This window comes from Enterobacter sp. AN-K1 (genome assembly GCF_020971765.1).
Taxonomy (GTDB): Bacteria; Pseudomonadota; Gammaproteobacteria; order Enterobacterales; family Enterobacteriaceae; genus Enterobacter; species Enterobacter hormaechei_C.
On the sequence record NZ_CP087390.1, the window covers coordinates 4,432,577 to 4,451,935 of the forward strand.

Annotated in this window: 19 protein-coding genes; 13 read left to right on the forward strand and 6 right to left on the reverse strand. The window is 56.2% G+C overall.

Features of this window, described 5'->3' with window-relative positions:
- Positions 1-7 precede the first annotated feature (7 nt).
- From LOC22_RS21005 to rimL, 3 genes are all read left to right on the forward strand, one after another.
- Positions 8-781, forward strand: a complete 774-nt coding sequence (locus tag LOC22_RS21005; protein ID WP_015570559.1) for an ABC transporter substrate-binding protein — start codon at positions 8-10, stop codon at positions 779-781.
- A gap of 230 nt (positions 782-1,011) precedes the next feature.
- Positions 1,012-2,667, forward strand: a complete 1,656-nt coding sequence (locus tag LOC22_RS21010) for a glucan biosynthesis protein D (protein WP_015570558.1) — start codon at positions 1,012-1,014, stop codon at positions 2,665-2,667.
- Between the two features lie 95 nt (positions 2,668-2,762).
- A complete protein-coding gene (gene rimL / locus LOC22_RS21015; protein WP_032653529.1) occupies positions 2,763-3,302 on the forward strand; it encodes a 50S ribosomal protein L7/L12-serine acetyltransferase in 540 nt (179 codons plus the stop codon).
- Here rimL and ydcK read toward each other — a convergent pair.
- Positions 3,297-4,277, reverse strand: a complete 981-nt coding sequence (gene ydcK, locus LOC22_RS21020) for a YdcK family protein (RefSeq protein WP_165468422.1) — start codon at positions 4,275-4,277, stop codon at positions 3,297-3,299. The two genes, rimL and ydcK, sit on opposite strands and share 6 nt — an antisense overlap.
- Before the next feature lie 120 nt (positions 4,278-4,397).
- On the opposite strand from ydcK, the gene tehA reads away from it, so the two are divergent.
- Positions 4,398-5,393: a dicarboxylate transporter/tellurite-resistance protein TehA gene (gene tehA, locus LOC22_RS21025; RefSeq protein ID WP_023296595.1), complete on the forward strand. Its 996-nt coding sequence runs from the start codon at positions 4,398-4,400 to the stop codon at positions 5,391-5,393.
- Positions 5,393-5,986 carry a tellurite resistance methyltransferase TehB gene (gene tehB / locus LOC22_RS21030; RefSeq protein ID WP_015570555.1) on the forward strand — a complete coding sequence of 198 codons (594 nt, stop codon included), beginning with the start codon at positions 5,393-5,395 and terminating at the stop codon, positions 5,984-5,986. The genes tehA and tehB overlap by 1 nt, the downstream gene beginning before the upstream one ends.
- Here tehB and pepT read toward each other — a convergent pair.
- Positions 5,983-7,212: a peptidase T gene (gene pepT, locus LOC22_RS21035; protein ID WP_230239181.1), complete on the reverse strand. Its 1,230-nt coding sequence runs from the start codon at positions 7,210-7,212 to the stop codon at positions 5,983-5,985. The genes tehB and pepT overlap by 4 nt on opposite strands.
- A gap of 111 nt (positions 7,213-7,323) precedes the next feature.
- On the opposite strand from pepT, the gene LOC22_RS21040 reads away from it, so the two are divergent.
- Entirely contained in the window at positions 7,324-8,919 is a 1,596-nt protein-coding gene (locus LOC22_RS21040) for an ABC transporter substrate-binding protein (RefSeq protein WP_017693443.1), read from the forward strand.
- A 134-nt stretch (positions 8,920-9,053) separates the two neighbouring features.
- Complete coding sequence (locus LOC22_RS21045; protein ID WP_003857221.1) at positions 9,054-9,728, forward strand: DUF3313 domain-containing protein; 675 nt, start codon at positions 9,054-9,056, stop codon at positions 9,726-9,728.
- A gap of 34 nt (positions 9,729-9,762) precedes the next feature.
- Here the strand turns inward: LOC22_RS21045 and LOC22_RS21050 are convergent, their stop codons facing one another.
- The gene (locus tag LOC22_RS21050; RefSeq protein WP_023303719.1) at positions 9,763-10,659 is read right to left on the reverse strand and encodes a DMT family transporter; all 897 of its coding nucleotides are present in this window, start codon (positions 10,657-10,659) and stop codon (positions 9,763-9,765) included.
- Between the two features lie 174 nt (positions 10,660-10,833).
- Between LOC22_RS21050 and LOC22_RS21055 the strand changes: the two genes are divergently transcribed.
- A complete protein-coding gene (locus LOC22_RS21055; RefSeq protein ID WP_047747341.1) occupies positions 10,834-11,706 on the forward strand; it encodes a helix-turn-helix domain-containing protein in 873 nt (290 codons plus the stop codon).
- Here LOC22_RS21055 and LOC22_RS21060 read toward each other — a convergent pair.
- Positions 11,686-12,852 carry a benzoate/H(+) symporter BenE family transporter gene (locus LOC22_RS21060; RefSeq protein WP_230239182.1) on the reverse strand — a complete coding sequence of 389 codons (1,167 nt, stop codon included), beginning with the start codon at positions 12,850-12,852 and terminating at the stop codon, positions 11,686-11,688. The genes LOC22_RS21055 and LOC22_RS21060 overlap by 21 nt on opposite strands.
- 92 nt (positions 12,853-12,944) lie before the next feature.
- Here LOC22_RS21060 and LOC22_RS21065 point away from each other — a divergent pair, with 92 nt between their 5' ends.
- Both LOC22_RS21065 and LOC22_RS21070 read left to right on the forward strand, forming a co-directional pair.
- On the forward strand, positions 12,945-13,472 hold the full coding sequence (locus LOC22_RS21065) for a helix-turn-helix domain-containing protein (RefSeq protein ID WP_015570550.1): 528 nt from the start codon (positions 12,945-12,947) through the stop codon (positions 13,470-13,472).
- Positions 13,473-13,552: 80 nt separating this feature from the next.
- Positions 13,553-15,517, forward strand: a complete 1,965-nt coding sequence (locus LOC22_RS21070; RefSeq protein WP_032648288.1) for a peptidase U32 family protein — start codon at positions 13,553-13,555, stop codon at positions 15,515-15,517.
- Here the strand turns inward: LOC22_RS21070 and LOC22_RS21075 are convergent.
- Entirely contained in the window at positions 15,514-15,747 is a 234-nt protein-coding gene (locus LOC22_RS21075) for a DUF2554 family protein (protein WP_230239183.1), read from the reverse strand. The genes LOC22_RS21070 and LOC22_RS21075 overlap by 4 nt on opposite strands.
- 243 nt (positions 15,748-15,990) lie before the next feature.
- On the opposite strand from LOC22_RS21075, the gene LOC22_RS21080 reads away from it, so the two are divergent.
- The gene (locus tag LOC22_RS21080; protein ID WP_015570547.1) at positions 15,991-16,353 is read left to right on the forward strand and encodes a hypothetical protein; all 363 of its coding nucleotides are present in this window, start codon (positions 15,991-15,993) and stop codon (positions 16,351-16,353) included.
- A 148-nt stretch (positions 16,354-16,501) separates the two neighbouring features.
- Here LOC22_RS21080 and ftrA read toward each other — a convergent pair whose 3' ends face one another.
- A complete protein-coding gene (gene ftrA / locus LOC22_RS21085) occupies positions 16,502-17,500 on the reverse strand; it encodes a transcriptional regulator FtrA (RefSeq protein ID WP_230239184.1) in 999 nt (332 codons plus the stop codon).
- 73 nt (positions 17,501-17,573) lie between these two features.
- Between ftrA and LOC22_RS21090 the strand changes: the two genes are divergently transcribed.
- Together LOC22_RS21090 and LOC22_RS21095 are read left to right on the forward strand one after the other, a co-directional pair.
- Positions 17,574-17,984, forward strand: coding sequence for a rhodanese-like domain-containing protein (locus LOC22_RS21090; RefSeq protein WP_023300088.1), 411 nt, complete (start codon positions 17,574-17,576; stop codon positions 17,982-17,984).
- 155 nt (positions 17,985-18,139) lie between these two features.
- Positions 18,140-19,243, forward strand: coding sequence for a cobalamin-independent methionine synthase II family protein (locus LOC22_RS21095; protein ID WP_230239185.1), 1,104 nt, complete (start codon positions 18,140-18,142; stop codon positions 19,241-19,243).
- Positions 19,244-19,359 lie beyond the last annotated feature (116 nt).

The window sequence follows — 19,359 nt, forward strand, 5'->3', positions numbered from 1 at the left end:
ATTTGAGATGAAATTACGCGCGTTAGTTGTCGGCATGGGACTGTTGTGTTCATTCTCGTCGTTTGCCGCTACCGAGTTGCGATACGGGCTGGAAGCGGAATATCCGCCGTTTGAAAGCCGCAATGCGTCAGGGGAGCTGGAAGGGTTTGACATAGAGCTGGGAAATGCCATCTGTAAAGCCGCCGCGCTGAAGTGCAGCTGGGTTGAAACCTCGTTTGATGCGTTGATCCCCGGTCTGGTGGCGAAAAAGTTCGACGCCATAAACTCGGCGATGAACATCACCGAACAGCGTCGCAAAAGCATTGATTTCACCCAGCCCATCTATCGCATTCCCTCCCAGCTGGTGGGCAAAGCCGGTTCTGCGGTAGAGGCTACCCCCGAAGGGCTGAAGGGCAAAACCATCGGCGTTCTTCAGGGTTCAATTCAGGAAACTTACGCCAAAGAGCACTGGGAAAAGCACGGTGTCACCGTGGTGTCTTATAAAGATCAGAATATGGCCTGGGGGGATCTGCTGAATGGCCGCATCGATGCCTCGCTGGTCATGTCAGCGGCCGGGCAGGCAGGTTTCCTCAGTAAGCCGCAGGGTAAAGGGTTTGGCTTTATCGGCAAACCGGTGTCGGACGACACCATCCTCGGCAGTGGGATCGGCTTTGGGCTGCGTAAGGGGGATGAGGCCACCAAAAAGCAGCTTGATGCCGCAATTGATAAAGTACGTGCCGACGGCACGATCGCTAAACTGGCTGATAAGTACTTCCCGGGTATCGATGTCAGCGTAAAATAACCGCCTCGTTGGTCCCGGCTGTTGATGTCCAGCCGGGACTCTTTTATACATAACTTTACCCCTTTTTCAGGCCGTTCTGGTCGACAGAAAATATTTCTCGGTTTGTTCAGATAATCACCCGCCAACAATTGGATTCTTAACCGTTTTTGTTTAGGCTGTGCGTTCTTTCTTGCCGTCATTTCGCTGCGCGCGAAACTCATTCACACGACCATAAGGACGTTTTCTCAGGCATGAATCGCAGACGTTTTCTCAAAGGTTCCCTGGCAATGGCTGCCCTGAGCGGCACTTCTGGCCTTGCTTCTCTGTTTTCCCAGGCGGCGTATGCTGCTGACTCCGACATTGCCGACGGTCAGAGCCGTCGCTTTGACTTCTCTGTTCTGCAATCCATGGCGCACGATCTGGCGAAAACCCCGTGGGGCGGTGCGCCGCGTCCGCTGCCGGAAACGCTGGCCACCATGACGCCGCAGGCGTACAACGCCATCCGTTACGATGAGAAGCAGTCGCTGTGGAATAACATTGAAGGCCGTCAGCTGGACGCCCAGTTCTTCCATATGGGGATGGGGTTCCGCCGCCGCGTGCGCATGTTCTCGCTGGATCAAACCACCTCTCAGGCGCGTGAGATCCACTTCCGGCCTGAGCTGTTCAGCTACGGCGATACGGGCGTGGATACCCGCCAGCTTGAAGGGCAGAGCGACCTCGGCTTCGCCGGATTCCGCGTCTTTAAAGCGCCGGAGCTGGCGCGACGCGATATCGTTTCGTTCCTGGGCGCGAGCTACTTCCGCGCGGTGGATGATACCTACCAGTACGGCCTCTCTGCGCGTGGTCTGGCGGTGGATACCTTTACCGACACCCCGGAAGAGTTCCCGGATTTCACCTCCTTCTGGTTTGAAACCGTGAAGCCGGGTGATACCACCTTTACCGTCTATGCGCTGCTGGACAGCCCGAGCATTACTGGTGCCTATAAGTTTGTGATCCACTGTGAGAAGAGCCAGGTGATCATGGACGTCGAAAACCATCTCTATGCGCGCAAAGACATCAAGCAGCTCGGCATCTCGCCAATGACCAGCATGTTTAGCTGCGGCAACAACGAACGCCGCATGTGCGACACCATTCATCCGCAGATCCACGATTCAGACCGCCTGGCGATGTGGCGCGGTAACGGGGAGTGGATCTGCCGGCCGCTGAACAACCCGCAAAAGCTGCAATTTAACGCCTACCTGGATAAAAACCCGAAGGGCTTTGGTTTGTTGCAGCTTGACCGTGACTTCTCTCATTACCAGGACGTCATGGGCTGGTATAACAAGCGACCAAGCCTGTGGGTCGAGCCGCGCAACAACTGGGGGAAAGGTTCCATTGCCCTGATGGAGATCCCGACAACCGGCGAGACGCTCGATAACGTGGTCTGCTTCTGGCAGCCAGAGAAACCGGTGCAGGCGGGTGATGAGCTGGACTTCAAATACCGTCTCTACTGGAGCGCGCAGCCGCCGGTGCGTTCCCCGCTGGCAAACGTCTACGCCACCCGTACCGGTATGGGAGGCTTCCCGGAGGGCTGGGCGCCGGGTGAAAATTACCCGAAAGTGTGGGCCCGTCGCTTTGCCATTGATTTCGTCGGGGGCGATCTGAAGGCCGCCGCACCGAAGGGCATTGAGCCGGTGATCACCCTGTCCAGCGGTGAAGCGAAGCAGGTGGAGATCCTCTACGTCGAGCCGTTCGACGGATATCGCATTCTGTTTGACTGGTATCCAACCTCTGACTCCACCGAGCCGGTGGATATGCGCCTGTTCCTGCGCTGTCAGGGCGATGCCATCAGCGAGACCTGGCTGTATCAGTACTTCCCGCCCGCGCCGGACAAACGTAACTACGTTGACGACCGGATCATGCGCTAGTCCTTATGGGTTTGTGCCGGGTGGCGACCCGGCCTGCTCTGGACGCATTTGTAGGCCGGGTAAGCGTTAGCGCCACCCGGCAATTAAGAGGCACCATGTCTTCAGAAATCATCCCCGTTAACCAGGAAATCGAGCTTCGCGCCGTCGAAGAGCGCTATACCACCGATCTGCATAACCTCGTAATCAAAAACAAAACCTGGCTGCAAACCGCCTTCGACTGGGCGCAGCATGTCGGCAGCGAAGAGGACACGCGCCGCAACGTGCAGAGCAACCAGATGTTGCACCAGCGCGGTTACGCCAAAATGTTCCTGATTTTTATGAATGACGAATTGGTGGGCGTGCTCTCCTTCAACGCGATCGAGCCTGCGAATAAGGCCGGGTATATCGGCTACTGGCTTGACGAGGCGCATCAGGGGCAGGGTATTCTTTCTCAGGCGCTCCAGGCGTTTATGCGCTATTACGTTGAGCGCGGTGAGATCCGCCGTTTTGTGATCAAGTGTCGCGTGGATAACCAGAGCAGTAACCGGGTGGCGCAGCGCAACGGTTTCACGCTGGAAGGTTGTTTGCGGGAAGCGGAAATGCTCAACGGTCGCTACGATGACGTGAACCTGTACGCCAGAATCTTCCCGCTATAGCGCCCCCAGCAGCGGCGTCCGGGTGATCCGCGTGTCGCCGTTGATCACTTTGGCTCCCCGGACGTGAATGCTTTCACCCTCCAGCGCCTCGATAACCGCATCGTCCGTTATTTCCACCTGATGCTCAATCAGGACATCGCCGCTGATACGCGCCCGCCCCTGAATGACCACTTTGTCATCAATCAGGATCGGCCCGCCGCGTAACCACGCCTCGCCGCCTATTAATACGTGGTGTTTAATGACGCAGTTGCCTTCGACGAGGGCGTTTTCCGCGACCTGTGAACTGTACCGCACGGTCGGGATGGCATCATCCTCCAGACCGGCCAGCAGACGGGCGTTGCCGTACACTTTGGCGCAGTCGCACACCCAGACGTTATTCAGCGCGTTGCCCTCAATAATGGCGCGATCAAACACCTCGGCGCGGTGCTCAACAAAGGCCCAGGTCACCATGGCATCGCCGTAGATTTGCGCCTGATGCACAATACGCGACTGGCTGACCGTGGCTCTGTCATAGATTTGCAGGATCTGCTCACGGTCGGGTGTCAGCCCTTTGGCTGCAATCACCAGGCTGTTATGCAACACCCGCGCGTCACCCGCGATACGGCATTCCCCGCGTACGGTGGAGTGCTGAATGGTGACGTTGTCACTTACTACCGCCCCGTGACTCACCTCTGCCGCGTCAAGCCAGCCGTTGCCGCCAACGTGTGCGCGGTGGCTTACGATGCAGGGTTGGGTGAGGCGGGCGTTACCGGATATCCTGGCCCCGGCAAACACCACGCTGTTTTCATCGTAAACCCAGCAATCCCCATCCTGGGCGAGCGCGTGTTCATCCTCAACCCAACCGCCTTTAGTCCCGCTGGTCACATCGTTAAAATCCTTCACGGCAATAATTTGTCTGAGAGGCGTTGTGCACGGCGTTGATCCGTCCTGCCAGCGCCAGAGACGCGTTTCATTGTTAAGCCGATATTTTGTCATCGTGTTATCCCTGAAAAGCCTTTCAATAAACGTAGCAAAGTTTTGGTTTTTCGAAGTGCTGGCGTCCGCTCAGGAAACCCCTTAAAATGGCATTTAAAATACATTTTAAAGTTTAATAAAATGCATAACCAAAACCAACGCGTTCTTAACTTGCCCGCCGGGTATTTCGGTATGGTCCTCGGGACCATAGGCATGGGGTTCGCCTGGCGTTACGCCGGCACCATCTGGCCGGTGACGCGCTGGCCGGGCGAGATCCTGGTGGCGCTGGCGGTGGGGATCTGGTTCCTTCTGAGCGTGGCGTTTCTTACCCGTGCGGTACGGTTTCCACATAGCGTGCTGGCCGAGATGCGGCATCCGGTAATGAGCAGTTTTGTCAGCCTGTTTCCTGCCACAACGCTGCTGGTGGCCATCGGCTTTGTGCCGTGGTATCGCCCGCTGGCGCTGGGGTTGTTTAGCGTGGGCGTGGTGATCCAGCTTGCGTATGCCGCCTGGCAAAGCGCCGGGCTGTGGCGCGGCAAGCATCCGGAAGAAGCCACGACGCCGGGACTGTATCTGCCGACGGTAGCGAACAATTTTATCAGCGCGATGGCCTGCGGTGCGCTAGGCTTCCACGACGCGGGGCTGGTGTTCCTTGGTGCCGGGGTCTTTTCCTGGCTGAGCCTGGAGCCGGTCATTTTGCAACGCCTGCGCAGCGCGGGCGAACTGCCCGCTGCCCTTCGTACCTCGCTCGGGATCCAGCTTGCGCCTGCCCTGGTGGCCTGTAGCGCCTGGTTTAGCGTCAACGGCGGCGAAGCGGACACCTTCGCCAAAATGCTTTTCGGCTATGGCCTGTTGCAACTCCTGTTTATGCTGCGTCTGATGCCGTGGTATCTGTCGCAGCCGTTCAACGCGTCGTTCTGGAGCTTCTCGTTCGGGGTGTCGGCGCTGGCGACCACCGGTTTACATCTGGGGCAGAGCAGTCCGTCAGGGTTCTTTCATGCCCTCGCGGTTCCCCTGTTTATTTTCACCAACGTCATCATCGCGATGCTGCTGGTCCGTACTTTTATCTTGCTGATGCAGGGCAAACTTCTGGTGCGCGCTGATAAGGCACTGCTTATGCAATCTGAGGAAAAATAATGACTGTCGATGAAAACTACTTTACTGAGAAATATGGGCTGACCCGCACGCACTCAGAGGTGCTGCTCAGCGCGGACATTGTTAAGCCCGGTAAAACGCTCGATCTGGGTTGCGGAAATGGCCGCAACAGCCTCTACCTCGCGGCTAACGGCTATGACGTGACGGCGTGGGATAAAAACCCGATGAGCATCGATAACATTGAGCGCATTAAGGCGGCGGAAGGGATCGCGAATCTGGAAACGGCGATTAAGGATCTGAACAACCTGACCTTTGACGGCGAATATGACTTTATTCTTTCCACCGTCGTGTTGATGTTCCTCGAAGCGAATACCATCCCTGGTCTTATCGCCAATATGCAGCGTTGCACCAGACCAGGCGGCTATAACCTGATCGTTGCTGCCATGGATACGGAGGATTATCCGTGCACAGTCGGCTTCCCGTTTGCCTTCAAAACCGGTGAACTGAGCAACTACTACGAAGGCTGGGAGCTGATCAAGTACAACGAAGAGGTAGGGGAACTCCACCGTACCGATGCCAACGGGAACCGTATCAAGCTGCGCTTCGCTACCATGCTCGCACGCAAGCCCGCTTAACGCGCCGCCAGCAGACAGAGTTGCAGGGCAGTGCGACAGGAGGCCTCGAACGACGACAGCGGTAAAAACTCAAACTTCGAGTGGAAGTTATGGGCGCCGGTGAAGAAGTTCGGGGTGAGCAGGCCTTTGGCTGACAGGGCCGCCCCGTCCGTGCCACCGCGCATGGGGATCGGTTTTGGGGTGATGCCGAGCGATTCCATCGCCTCGAACATCAGGTCGATCGCGCGGCGGTCTTCGCCAATCGCATTGCTGATATTGCTGTAGGTATCCTCAATGCGGTATTCCACGTTTGCCGTTGGATGCTGCGCGGCTATTTGCGCCGCCACATCGGCAATGTGCTGCTTGCGGGCGGCGAAACCATCTTTGTCAAAATCACGAATATTGGCTTTCAGTATCGCTTCGTTCTGCCCGGCCTGGATGCCGTTAAACCAGATATAACCTTCGCGCCCCTCGGTGCATTCCGGGGTTTGCCGGCGATCGAAATGGCTGATGAAATCCGTTGCCATCAGCAGCGGATTGACCAGCACCCCTTTGGCGGACATCGGGTGAGCCGTGACGCCGGTAAAGCGAATTTCAGCCGCCGCCGCGTTAAAGTTCTCGTAAACAATCTCCCCCAGCTCGCAGCAGTCGATGGTCCAGGCAAAATCGACGTCGAAGCGCTTTAAATCCAGCGCTTTCGCGCCGCACAGGCCAATCTCTTCATCGGGTACAAACGCCACCACAATATCGCCATGCTTATGTTCAGCGGTGAGGTTTTCCAGCACCGTCATGACCACGGTGACGGCCGCTTTATTATCTGCGCCTAATACGCTGGTTCCGTCGCTGAAAATAATCTCCTCATCAGGATAAGCCAGAATTTCCGGGTGCTCATTTACGCGCAGCCAAATATCTTTCTCTTTATTCAGGCAGAGATCATCCCCCGTAAACGTTAATATTTGTGGATGAATATCCGGGGATAAACCGACGTCGACGGTGTCGATATGGGTAATAAAACCAATCCGCGCCGCGCCGGGAACATTGCCTTTTTTCACGGCGGTAACGGTGGCGAACTCATCAATCACAATATCGTCTAACCCCAGCATTTCCAGCTCCTTCGCCAGCTCCCGTGCCATGTCGTGCTGACCCGGGGTGGAGGGCAGGGTTTTGACTTTCGGGTCGCTCTGGCTGGTGATGGCGAGATAGCGGAAAAAGCGTTGGGTTAATTGTCTGGAGAGTTCTGAGCCCATAGTGTTTCCTTCTGTATTTATTTTTCATGTGTTTGCGCCATCACTTTAATGTTATTTATGAAATGGCAAAAGAAGTAATTAGCCGTCGAATTAAAAAGACAGGAATAAATGATGAAAAGCACATTCACAATGATAACGCTGGCGCTTGCTGCGCTGACGGTCAGTTCCACCGTCGCGGCAAAAACGCTGGTGTATTGCTCCGAAGGATCGCCGGAAAATTTCAATCCTCAGCTCTATACGTCGGGGACCAGCGTGGACGCCAGCGCCGTACCGGTTTATAACCGTCTGGTCGATTTCAAACCGGGCACTACCGAACTGGTGCCGAGCCTGGCGGAAAGCTGGGAGGTCAGCGAGGATGGCAAGATCTACACCTTCCACCTGCGAAAAGGGGTGAAATTCCACAGTAATAAGCTGTTCACGCCGACGCGCGACTTCAACGCGGACGACGTGATTTTCTCGTTTATGCGCCAGAAGGATGTGAATCATCCCTACCATAACGTCTCCAACGGCAGTTATTCCAACTTCGAAAGTCTGGAGTTCGGCAGCCTGATTACCGCCATTGATAAAGTTGACGATCGCACCGTGCGCTTCACCCTGGCGCATCCGGAAGCGCCGTTTGTCGCTGATCTGGCGTGGTACTTTGCCTCCATTCTGTCGGCGGAGTATGCCGATGCCATGCTGAAAGCGGGCACGCCAGAAAAGGTCGATATGCAGCCGATTGGCACCGGGCCGTTTAAGCTGGCGCAATATCAGAAGGATTCCCGCATCCTCTTCACCGCTTTCCCCGACTACTGGCAGGGAAAATCGAAGCTGGATCGTCTGGTGTTCACCATCACGCCGGACGCCTCGGTGCGTTTTGCCAAAGTCGAGAAGAATGAGTGCCAGGTGATGCCGTTCCCGAATCCGGCGGACCTGCCGCGTATGAAGGCTAACAAAGACATCAACCTGATGAGCAAGGCCGGTCTGAATACCGGTTTCCTGGCGTTTAACACGCAAAAGCCGCCGCTGGATAACGTAAAAGTGCGCCAGGCGCTGGCGATGGCAATTAACAAACCCGCCATCATTGAGGCGGTGTTCCACGGCACCGGCACGGCGGCGAAAAACCTGCTGCCGCCTGGCGTCTGGAGTGCCGACAGCGAGCTGAAAGACTATGATTACGATCCAGAAAAAGCGAAAGCGCTGCTAAAGGAGGCGGGATTTGCCAACGGCGTAAGCATCGATCTGTGGGCCATGCCCGTGCAGCGGCCGTATAACCCGAACGCGAAGCGTATGGCGGAGATGATCCAGGCGGACTGGGCGAAAGTGGGCGTGCAGACCAAAATCGTGACCTACGAATGGGGCGAATACCTGAAGCGCGTGAAGGGCGGGGAGCATCAGGCCGCACTGATGGGCTGGACAACGGCGACGGGCGATCCGGATAACTTCTTCGGCCCGCTGTTTACCTGTACGTCCGCCAACGGCGGGTCGAACTCGGCCAAATGGTGCTATAAGCCGTTTGATAACCTGATTGCCGAAGCTAAATCGATAACCGATCGCGAAAAACGCGTGGCGCTGTACAAGCAGGCGCAGCAGATGATGCACGATCAAATGCCGGCGGTAATGATTGCCCACTCGACGATTTTTGAGCCAGTCCGTAAAGAGGTCACGGGCTATGAAATCGATCCTTTCGGCAAGCACCTGTTCTGGCAAGTGGACCTGAAGGAGTAATTTTTCACTGCCCGGTTTCGGTCGGGCAGTTTTTTCGCTATTTGTGCTGTCTTCGTCATTTTTTGCCACAACACATCGCCCGGTTTTTTGTTATAACTTCAAGTGCATACTTGCAGATAACATGGAATACCATCATGCGTACTCACACTTTTTTTAAAGTTGCAGTGCTTTCTGGTCTGTTGGCCCTTTCCGGCTGTGCGTCAAAAGTCGCAGCCCCCGATCAATATTCAGGCTTTTTAAAAGATTACTCCGGCTTGCAGGAGATGAAATCTGCAACCGGGAAGCCAACCCTGCGTTGGGTTGACCCGTCCTATAATGAGGCGAATTACGACAGCATTATCTGGACGCCGATAACCTATTATCCGACGCCAAAACCGACCACTCAGCTTGGGCAAAAAACGCTTGATGAGCTGTTGAATTATACCAATACCAAACTGAAAACCGCGATTGGCCAGCGTAAGCCGATTGTGACGACGCCGGGCAAACATAGCCTGATCTTCCGCGGCGCCATCACGGGTGTGAGCTCAGACAAAGAAGGTTTGCAGTTCTATGAAGTGGTGCCTGTGGCGCTGCTGGTTGCGGGTACGCAGATGGCAACGGGCCATCGTACCATGGATACGCATCTGTTCTTCGAAGGTGAGTTAATCGATGCGGCCACGAACAAACCAGTGATTAAGGTTGTTCGTAAGGGTGAAGGGAAAGAGCTGGCGAACGAGAATACGCCAATGGGCTTCGGCACCCTGAAGCAGGTTGTGGATGACATGGCGACGGATGCCACCATGTTTGATGTTCATCAGACAGCAAATTAATAAAAAATGGCCTGCATTTTCGCAGGCCGTTTTTTTATGCCGTCCGCAGGCGGCGGAACCAGGTTTCCGGCTTCGTAAACATCACCATATTCCCGCCCAGTATCAACAGCAGGCCGACGATCCCGTTGAGATGCCACACGTAACCCTCGTACACCGTTGAAATCGACAGCGCCACCAGCGGGAACAGCAGCGTGCTGTACGCGGCTTTACCGGGACCAATGCGGCCTACCAGCGTAAAGTAGGCACCGAAGGCAATCACCGAGCCAAACAGCGCAAGATAGAGCAGCGCCCCCATATAGCTCACCGTCCATTCCGGCATAAAGCTATCGCCCCTGAAGAGCGCGATAAGGCCCATCACGACGGTGCCGTACAGCATCGCCCAGGCGTTGGTGGTCATAGTTTCCAGCCCGTTTCGCTGATGACGCATGCTGATCATATTCCCCAGCGAGAAGCCGTAGGTGCCGAGGGCGGAAAGCCCGATGCCCGTAAGCAACGACGCGCTCCAGCCGCTGGCGAGCAGATCGTTCCAGAAAAGGGTAATGATCCCGATAAGCCCCAGCGCTGCCGCCGTCCAGAAGCGTGCGGGTGGGCGCTGGCCGAAGAAGATAAAGCTGTTGATGGCGTTATACAGCACGGCCATCGAGAAAATCACCGACTCAAGGCCGGTATTGATATGGGCGGCGGCGGTGTAAAAGCACCAGAAGTTGAAACAGAAAACGCAGCAGCCCTGAAGCATGCAATAGAGATGATCCCGCAGCGCCAGCCTGCGCAGGCGGCGAAGGGCGACCAGGACGATCATCATCGTGGCGCTGGCCACGGCGAAGCGCCAGAAAATGGAGACCGGCGCTGCAACCGGCCCCTGTTGTAAAAAAATGGCGATCCAGGTTGTGCCCCAGATAACAACGACCAGCCCATAGAGTAATGCGTTCATGGTGTCTCTCTTCTCATACCGCGAAAAACAACAGTGTGGCGAAAGAAGGGGGGGCCGGCTTTCATCGCCTTGCGCCGGACTTGCAAATTCTTGCGCTTTTTTCTCGCACAATGGCTGGTAACAGGCTGCAACACTTCTTAGACTGACAGTCTGATAAATCACCTGTTTACGGCCATGTCTCTCGTTTACGACACCTTTGAAACGTTACGCCAACAAAATGCAGTGCTGCGGGAAACCGTCGCGCTCAATACTGGCATTCAACTGGCGGCGTGGTACAACAAGCACGACACGATCACGGTGAAAAGCAACCATCACACCCTTAGCCTGTACGTGGCGGATGGCTATGAAAGCTATCAAAAAACGCCGGGTGGCTGGAAAAATGGCGGCGGGCCGGACCGTTTTTGTCTGATGCCGGAAGAGAGCGAATCCACGTGGGATATTCGTGACGACCTGTCGTTTGTGCACCTCTACTGCACCGATGAACACCTGCGGGACGTGGGGGAGAAAATCTGGGATAAACGACCGCTATCGCTGACGCTGGAGGAAAAAATCTTCGGCAGCGATCCGAAAATCACCGCCCTTTATCGCCAGTTTTTGCTCGGCTGCGACTGGCAGCAAAACGCCAATCAGCTCACCCTGAGCACCGCGTCGACCTTATTGCTGACGCATTTGGTCCAGCACTATTCCAGCGTACAGTGGAAGCTGCCGGTAGTGACCGGCGGGTTATCACCGTTTGTACTGCGCAACGTGCTGGCCTTTATCGAGGAAAACCTTGCACAACCCTTAACCCTAGCGGAACTGGCGGGCCAGGCCGCACTCAGTGAGTATCACTTTGCGCGGATGTTCCGCCAGTCGATGGGGCTGGCGCCGCATCAGTACGTTATGCAGCGCCGCATGGAGAAGGCCAAAGCGCTGGTACAGCATACGACCACGCCGCTCACCAACATCGCGCTGGCCTGCGGATTTAACTCCGCCAGCCATTTCAGTAACCGTTTTCGCAGCATGACCGGCATCACGCCGTCACAGCTACGCGCGGCGAAGGCGTGAGAAGACGGCGTAACAGATCCCTCCCAGCACCAGCCCCCAGAAGGCGGAGCCAATTCCCAGGAGCGTGACGCCGCTGGCGGTCATCAGGAAGGTAACGATCGCCGCGTCGCGCTCTGCTTCATGGTTCAGTGCCTGATACAAGCTGCCGCTGATAGTGCCGAGCAGGGCCAGCCCGGCCAGCGTCTGGATGCCGCTCAGCGGCAGGGCGGCCATCAGCCCGGAAATCGACCCGCCGAACACCCCCGCCAGCAGATAAAACCCGCCTGCCGCCGCCGCGGCCAGCCAGCGTTTACTGGCATCCGGATGGGCGTCCGGGCTCTGGCAGATGGCGGCAGTGATGGCGGCGATGCATATAGAATAAACGCCGAAGGGGGATAACAGCAGCGCCAGCCCGCCGGTGGCAACGATCAGCGGTGAGACCGCCAGCGGATAGCCCGATGCCTGCATGGTGGCGAAGCCGGGCGCATTCTGCGACGCCATGGTCACCAGGAAGAAGGGTAAGCCGATACTGATCAGGCTGGTGATGGTGAACGCAGGGGCAATGAATTCCGGCATGATGACCGATAACGTCATCCTGTCCGTGACAACGTCACCTCCGGCCCATGCCACGAACACGCCCACCAGCAGCGTGGCGACAATGGCGTACCGGGGCGCTACGGCTTTGGTCACCAGCCAGGCGGCCAGCATACTGCCGCAAAGAAAAATGTGTCCCTCAAGATTGCTGAATGCCTTCAGGCCAAACTGTAACAGCACGCCCGCCAGCATAGCGGCGGCAAGCGAGTGCGGGATTAGTTTCATCAACCGGGCAAACAGGCCGGTGACGCCGCACAGCAGAATCAGCGCATTCGCGAATATAAATACCCCGATGGTTTCCGCCAGCGTCACGCCTTGCAGGCTGGTGGCGAGCAGCGCCGCGCCGGGAGTCGACCAGGCGGTCAGCACGGGGGCTTTATACCACCACGACAATGCCAGCGTGCTGATCCCCATCCCGAGCCCCAGCGCGGTCATCCATCCGGCAATTTGCTGTGTACTGGCGCCAGCCGCAGCAGCCGCCTGCCAGATAATGGCGGCAGAGCTGGCATAGCCCACCAGAACGGCAACAAAACCGGCCAGCACGGCAGGAAAGAGAGAGGCAGTCGATCGCATGGATACTCCGTTGTGCGTTATAACGTCCGGGATAAGGTATCACTGTGCGCTATAGCGTACAAGTGGTATGCTTTGCCGCAACGGGAGGAACTATGGATATCACTCAACACCTGGCAACCACACTGAAAGCGCTGCGTCAGGCACGGGGCTGGAGCCTGTCGAAACTGGCGGAAGAGACGGGCGTGTCGAAAGCGATGCTTGGGCAAATCGAACGCAATGAGTCCAGCCCGACGGTCTCTACTTTGTGGAAAATCGCCACCGGGCTGAACGTACCTTTTTCGGCGTTTATCACTCCAGAAAGCGAACCGCAGGCGGTGTTCGATCCTCAGCAGCAGGCGATGGTGGTGAAACCGCTTTTCCCCTGGGATGAACAGCTTAAGTTCGACCATTTCTCCATCACCCTGTCGCCCGGCGCACTGAGTGAGTCCACGCCGCACGAAGCCGGGGTGATCGAGCACGTGGTGGTGATAAGCGGTGAGCTGGACATGCAGATTGACGGTGTCTGGCGCACGCTATACGCTGATTCCGGCGTGCGTTTTGCCGGCGATAAACCGCACGCGTACCGCAACAGCAGCGCCCGGACGGTGCATTTTCACTCTCTGATCCATTATCCCCGCTAAAGCGTCGCAAAACGGTTTCACTGGCACAGACTTCTGACTACAATAGCCGCCATTTTGACCATAACGGATAACGACGAAGTATGCGCCTGCACTCCCATCATCTTGAACTGCTAAGCCCGGCCCGCGACGCCGCCATTGCCCGTGAAGCCATTCTTCACGGAGCAGATGCCGTCTACATTGGCGGCCCTGGCTTCGGTGCCCGTCATAACGCCAGCAACAGCCTGCGCGACATTGCCGAGCTGGTCCCGTTCGCCCACCGTTTCGGGGCGAAGGTGTTCGTGACCCTGAACACCATTCTTCATGATGATGAGCTTGAGCCCGCGCAGCGTCTTATTACCGATCTCTACCAGACCGGCGTTGACGCCCTGATCGTTCAGGATATGGGCGTTCTGGAACTGGATATCCCGCCGATTGAGCTGCATGCCAGCACCCAGTGCGATATCCGCACCGTTGAGAAGGCGAAGTTTCTTTCGGACGTCGGGTTTACGCAGATTGTTCTGGCGCGCGAGCTGAACCTGAACCAGATCCGCGATATCCACCAGGCGACCGACGCGACCATTGAATTCTTTATCCACGGTGCGCTGTGTGTGGCGTATTCCGGGCAGTGTAATATCTCTCACGCCCAGACGGGGCGCAGCGCTAACCGGGGCGACTGCTCTCAGGCCTGCCGTCTGCCTTATACCCTGAAAGACGATCAGGGCCGCGTGGTGGCATTCGAAAAACACCTGCTGTCGATGAAAGATAACGATCAGACGGCCAACCTCGGCGCGCTGATCGATGCCGGTGTACGCTCCTTCAAAATTGAAGGGCGCTACAAGGACATGAGCTACGTGAAAAATATCACCGCCCATTATCGTCAGATGCTGGATGCCATCATCGACGATCGCGGTGACCTGGCGCGCGCGTCCGCCGGTCGTACAGAGCATTTCTTTATTCCGTCGACGGACAAGACCTTCCACCGCGGCAGCACGGACTATTTCGTGAATGCCCGTAAAGGGGATATTGGCGCGTTCGATTCACCGAAGTTTATCGGTTTACCGGTGGGTGAAGTGCTGAAAGTGGCGAAAGATCATCTTGACGTTCAGGTTACAGAGCCGCTGGCGAACGGCGATGGTCTCAACGTGATGATCAAACGTGAAGTAGTGGGTTTCCGCGCCAATACGGTGGAGAAAACCGGCGAAAATCGCTATCGCGTCTGGCCGAACGAAATGCCTGCCGATCTCTACAAAGCCCGTCCTAATGCGGCGCTTAACCGTAACCTGGATCACAACTGGCAGCAGGCCTTGCTCAAGACCTCCAGCGAGCGCCGCATTGCGGTGGATATCGCGCTGGGGGGCTGGGAAGAGCAGCTGATCCTGACCATGACCTGCGAAGACGGTATCAGCGTGACGCATACGCTCGACGGCCTGTTCGAGGTGGCGAACAATGCGGAGAAAGCGCTTAGCAACCTCAAGGATGGCGTGGCGAAGCTGGGGCAGACCATTTATTACGCGCGCAATACTGAGGTGAATCTGCCGGACGCGCTGTTCGTGCCGAACAGCCTGCTGAACCAGTTCCGCCGTGAAACGGCAGAGATGCTGGATGAAGCACGTCTGGCAAACTATCCGCGCGGCAGCCGTAAGGCCGAAACGGTGCCTGCGCCGGTCTACCCGGACACGCATCTCTCGTTCCTCGCGAACGTTTACAACCACAAAGCGCGTGCGTTTTACCATCGTCACGGCGTGCAGCTGATTGACGCCGCGTATGAAGCGCATGAAGAGAAGGGCGATGTGCCGGTGATGATCACCAAACACTGCCTGCGGTTTGCCTTTAACCTTTGTCCGAAACAGGCGAAAGGCAATATTAAAAGCTGGAAAGCGACGCCGATGCAGCTGGTGAATGGCGATGAAGTGCTGACGCTGAAGTTTGACTGCCGTCCGTGTGAAATGCACGTTATCGGCAAGATGAAGAATCACATCTTCAAAATGCCGCCGCCGGGAAGCATTGTGGCCTCCGTCAGCCCTGACGATTTGATGAAGACCCTGCCGAAGCGTAAAGGCAGCTAACCCGCAGAGTGGGTATCCGGTTTGCGCGATTTCTGCCAGGCATGGTGCTCGCGCAACCCCTCCGCAGACTCCTCAGCCGCGCTGCGTAACTCGTCGCTGTCAGCTTCATGACGAAGCTGATGGTCGGCGTTTTTCACATACACAAATTCATGCCCTTTGTGCTCCGCCAAAATCTGCCCTGAGAACAGGGCGCTAATCACCAGCAGTAGCGAAAATTCTTTTCTGAACATCCTTTATCCCCTGAAAATACGCTACGGTCATCGTAGGGATAATTTCATAGAGTAATTATTCGACTGTTTAAATTTGAGAAAATAGACTGTCAAAAATTGTGGTCGCAATAAAACTCACTTAAGACTATTCTTAAAAGCAATATCGCCGTTGTAAACTCCCATTTCTGGTATGCAAAGAGAAGCTAGATTTATTGGGAAATCATTTACAATAAGATTTTTCTGGCTAAGGATTGGATCGAATAAATGAAAAAAATAATCGTGCTATCACTTCTGGGCGTAGTGGTTGCGGTGGGTGCTGCGGCCAGCATCTATTCAAATGAAGAACCAGAATATATTCAGTCAGCAAAAAGCCGTGTCGGATCGTATTTAACCAGCGATTACGGACGTGTCGAATGTAATAGCACCCAGGTAAGTGAAGATCGTTGGGAGCTGGGCTGTACCAATAAGGCGAGGGGCAAAACCTTCCAGTTCGCCGTTTACCCATCCGAGCAGGCGCCGTATGGGGTCTCTCGTGCGTTTTATCTCGAAGCGATTAATGATGATGCCCGCCAGAGTGCAGAGCAGGGGCTGATGCGTTATCTGCAAATTAATACCAAAGCGGGTTAATCGATTCGTTTATGCTTCGTTGAGGCTCACAGTGGTAGATTGCAGATGATCCACATCCCGGTATGGAATACCGGAGCGTAGATACCAAAATACAAATCTATCCATGCAAGCATTTACCGCCAGATTATGGCGGTTTTTTTTTGCCCGTTTATCGTACCGGCTGTGAAAATTGTTTGCGATATTGCGCGGGCGAAAGCGCAAATTGCTGCCGGAAATGGTGGCGCAGCGTGCCGCTTTGTCCAAAACCGGTTTGTTCCGCAATATTGTCGATGCTGAGCCGACTGTTTTCGAGGTAATCTTTTGCCCGCTGCAATCGTGCAGTTAATAACCAGCGCGCGGGCGTTGTTCCGGTCGCGTCCTGGAAACGGCGCAGAAAGGTGCGCTGACTCATACCCACCCGCAGGGCCAGCGATTCGACGGTATGGGAAACGGCCAGATGCTGGTGAAGATAATCAAACAGCTGGCCCAGGCGCTGGCTCTCCCGCAACTGAGCCACCGGTCGGCTAAGCTGCTGGGTTTGCGAGCCGTCCCGATGGGGCGGGATCACCAGCCGACGCGCCACGCGGTTTGCCGCTTCAATACCGTAATTCCGGCGCACCACGTGCAGGCACAGATCAATCCCCGCGGCGCTGCCTGCGGAAGTGAGAATATCGCCTTCATCCTGGTACAGCACATCTTCGACCACGGTGATAGCGGGATAGCGTGCTTTCAGAGCTTGAGTGTAGCGCCAGTGGGTGGTTGCCTTCCGCCCGTCAAGCAGGCCTGAGGCTGCCAGAACGAATACGCCAGAACAGATCGAGAGTAGCCGGCAACCGCGGGCATGCGCCGCGCGGAGCGCCTGGCAGAGCGCGTCGGGTACGGGTTCGTCCAGCCCTCGCCAGCCGGGTACGACAACCAGATCCGCCGTTTCCAGCAGACCCAGATCGCCATCGGCCAGAATACGGATCCCGCCCGTTGCCCGAAGTTCGCCGTCATCCACGCTCGCCACGGCGAACTGATACCAGTCATCGCCCATCTCCGGGCGCGGCAAGCCAAAGATTTCTACCGCCACGCCAAACTCAAAGGTACATAAACCGTCATATGCCAGCACGACCGCGCGCGGCGAGGGATGTCTTAAGTTTGTCATCTTTTTGCTGTTTTCTGGCATAGGCGGACGCATTCATGGGCTGAATTAAGGGATAGAGTAGTGTTAACACAAACACCACAAATGAGGAAGATTCATGAGCTATGTTACTGAATTTCCGGCTGCTGAGCCGCAGGAAGCCGTGGGGCATTTTCTGCGTCGTCTGAGCGTCGAGACGGACTGCGCCGATGTCCATCACGCGGTATCCAGCGGTGAGCAGGACTTTGTTCTGCTGCACGTTGTCGGAAAACCTGAACATTTTGCCCGGCGGCATCTGCCCGGCGCGCTGCATTTACCCTGGAGCCAGATCACCGCCGAGCGGATGAAAGCGTGGCCAGAGGGCACGCTGTTTGTCGTCTATTGTGCAGGCCCGCACTGCAACGGGGCGGACAGGGCGGCGCTGAAGCTGGCGCGACTGGGTTTGCCGGTCAAGATTATGCTCGGGGGCATGACCGGCTGGGAAGATGAGCGGTTCGCGTTTGCGGGATCTTCATCACCCGCTCTGTGAACATGAATTTATTTCAACACAGATGAAATTTTCTCGTTTGTCGGCGGCGAGCCGGTATGACATCTTTTAGGACGTTTAGACATCCAGAAGTCTAAAGATTCAAGAGATGAATTATCACTGTGGGCAATTAACGCCGACAGACAGAGGAGATTTCCATGCAGCGACACCACGCCCCGTACCGCGCCGATGTAGTCGGCAGTTTTTTACGCCCGGATTCTGTTAAACAGGCCCGTCTGCAATTTGCCAGCGGTGAGATCGATGCCGGTCAGCTTCGCGCGGTTGAGGACGAGGCCATTCGCCATGTTGTCGAGCAGCAGTGCGCCTGCGGTCTGCATGTGGTAACGGACGGTGAATTCCGCCGCGCCTGGTGGCACTTTGACTTCTTTGACGGGCTACAGGGCGTAGAGCGTTATGATTCGCAGCAGGGCATTCAGTTCAACGGGGTGCAGACCAAAGCCCATGGCGTGCGCGTAACGGGCAAACTGGGCTTCGGCGATCATCCTATGCTGGAAGATTTCCGCTACCTCAAAAGCATCAGCGGTAACGCACAGCCGAAGATGACTATTCCGAGCCCGAGCGTGCTGCACTTCCGCGGTGGCCGCAAGGATATTGATGCCACGGTCTACCCGGATCTGAAAGATTACTTTGACGATCTGGCGACCACCTGGCGCGATGCCATTCGGGCCTTTTACGATGCAGGCTGCCGCTATCTGCAACTGGATGACACCGTCTGGGCCTACCTTTGTTCAGAAGACCAGCGCCGGCAGATCCGCGAGCGCGGTGATGATGCAGACGAACTTGCCCGAACCTATGCCCGGGTGCTGAATAAGGCGCTGGAGGACAAACCGGACGATCTGACCATTGGGCTACACGTTTGCCGCGGCAACTTCCGCTCAACCTGGATTTCCGAAGGCGGCTATGAGCCGGTGGCGGAGGTGCTGTTCGGTACGGTGAACGTCGACGCGTTCTTCCTGGAGTACGACAACGACCGTAGCGGCGACTTTGCGCCACTGCGTTTTGTGCGCCCGGGTAAACAGCAGGTGGTTCTGGGGCTAATCACCACCAAGCACGGTGAACTGGAGAACCCGGAAGGGGTGAAAGCGCGTCTGGAAGAGGCCGCGCGCTACGTGGCGAAAGAGCAGATTTGCCTCAGCCCACAGTGCGGATTTGCCTCCACGGAAGAGGGTAACAGCCTGAGCGAAGCCCAGCAGTGGGATAAAGTTCGCCTGGTGACGCAAATCGCCAGCGACGTCTGGTAACATCGTTCACAGCGCTGCATTATTACAGTGCAGCGCTGTACCATTCTGAGTCGTTTCCCGTAGATCCTCTCTTCGAACCCGTTTAAATCCTGCCTCTGCAACCTGGCACCCTTTTT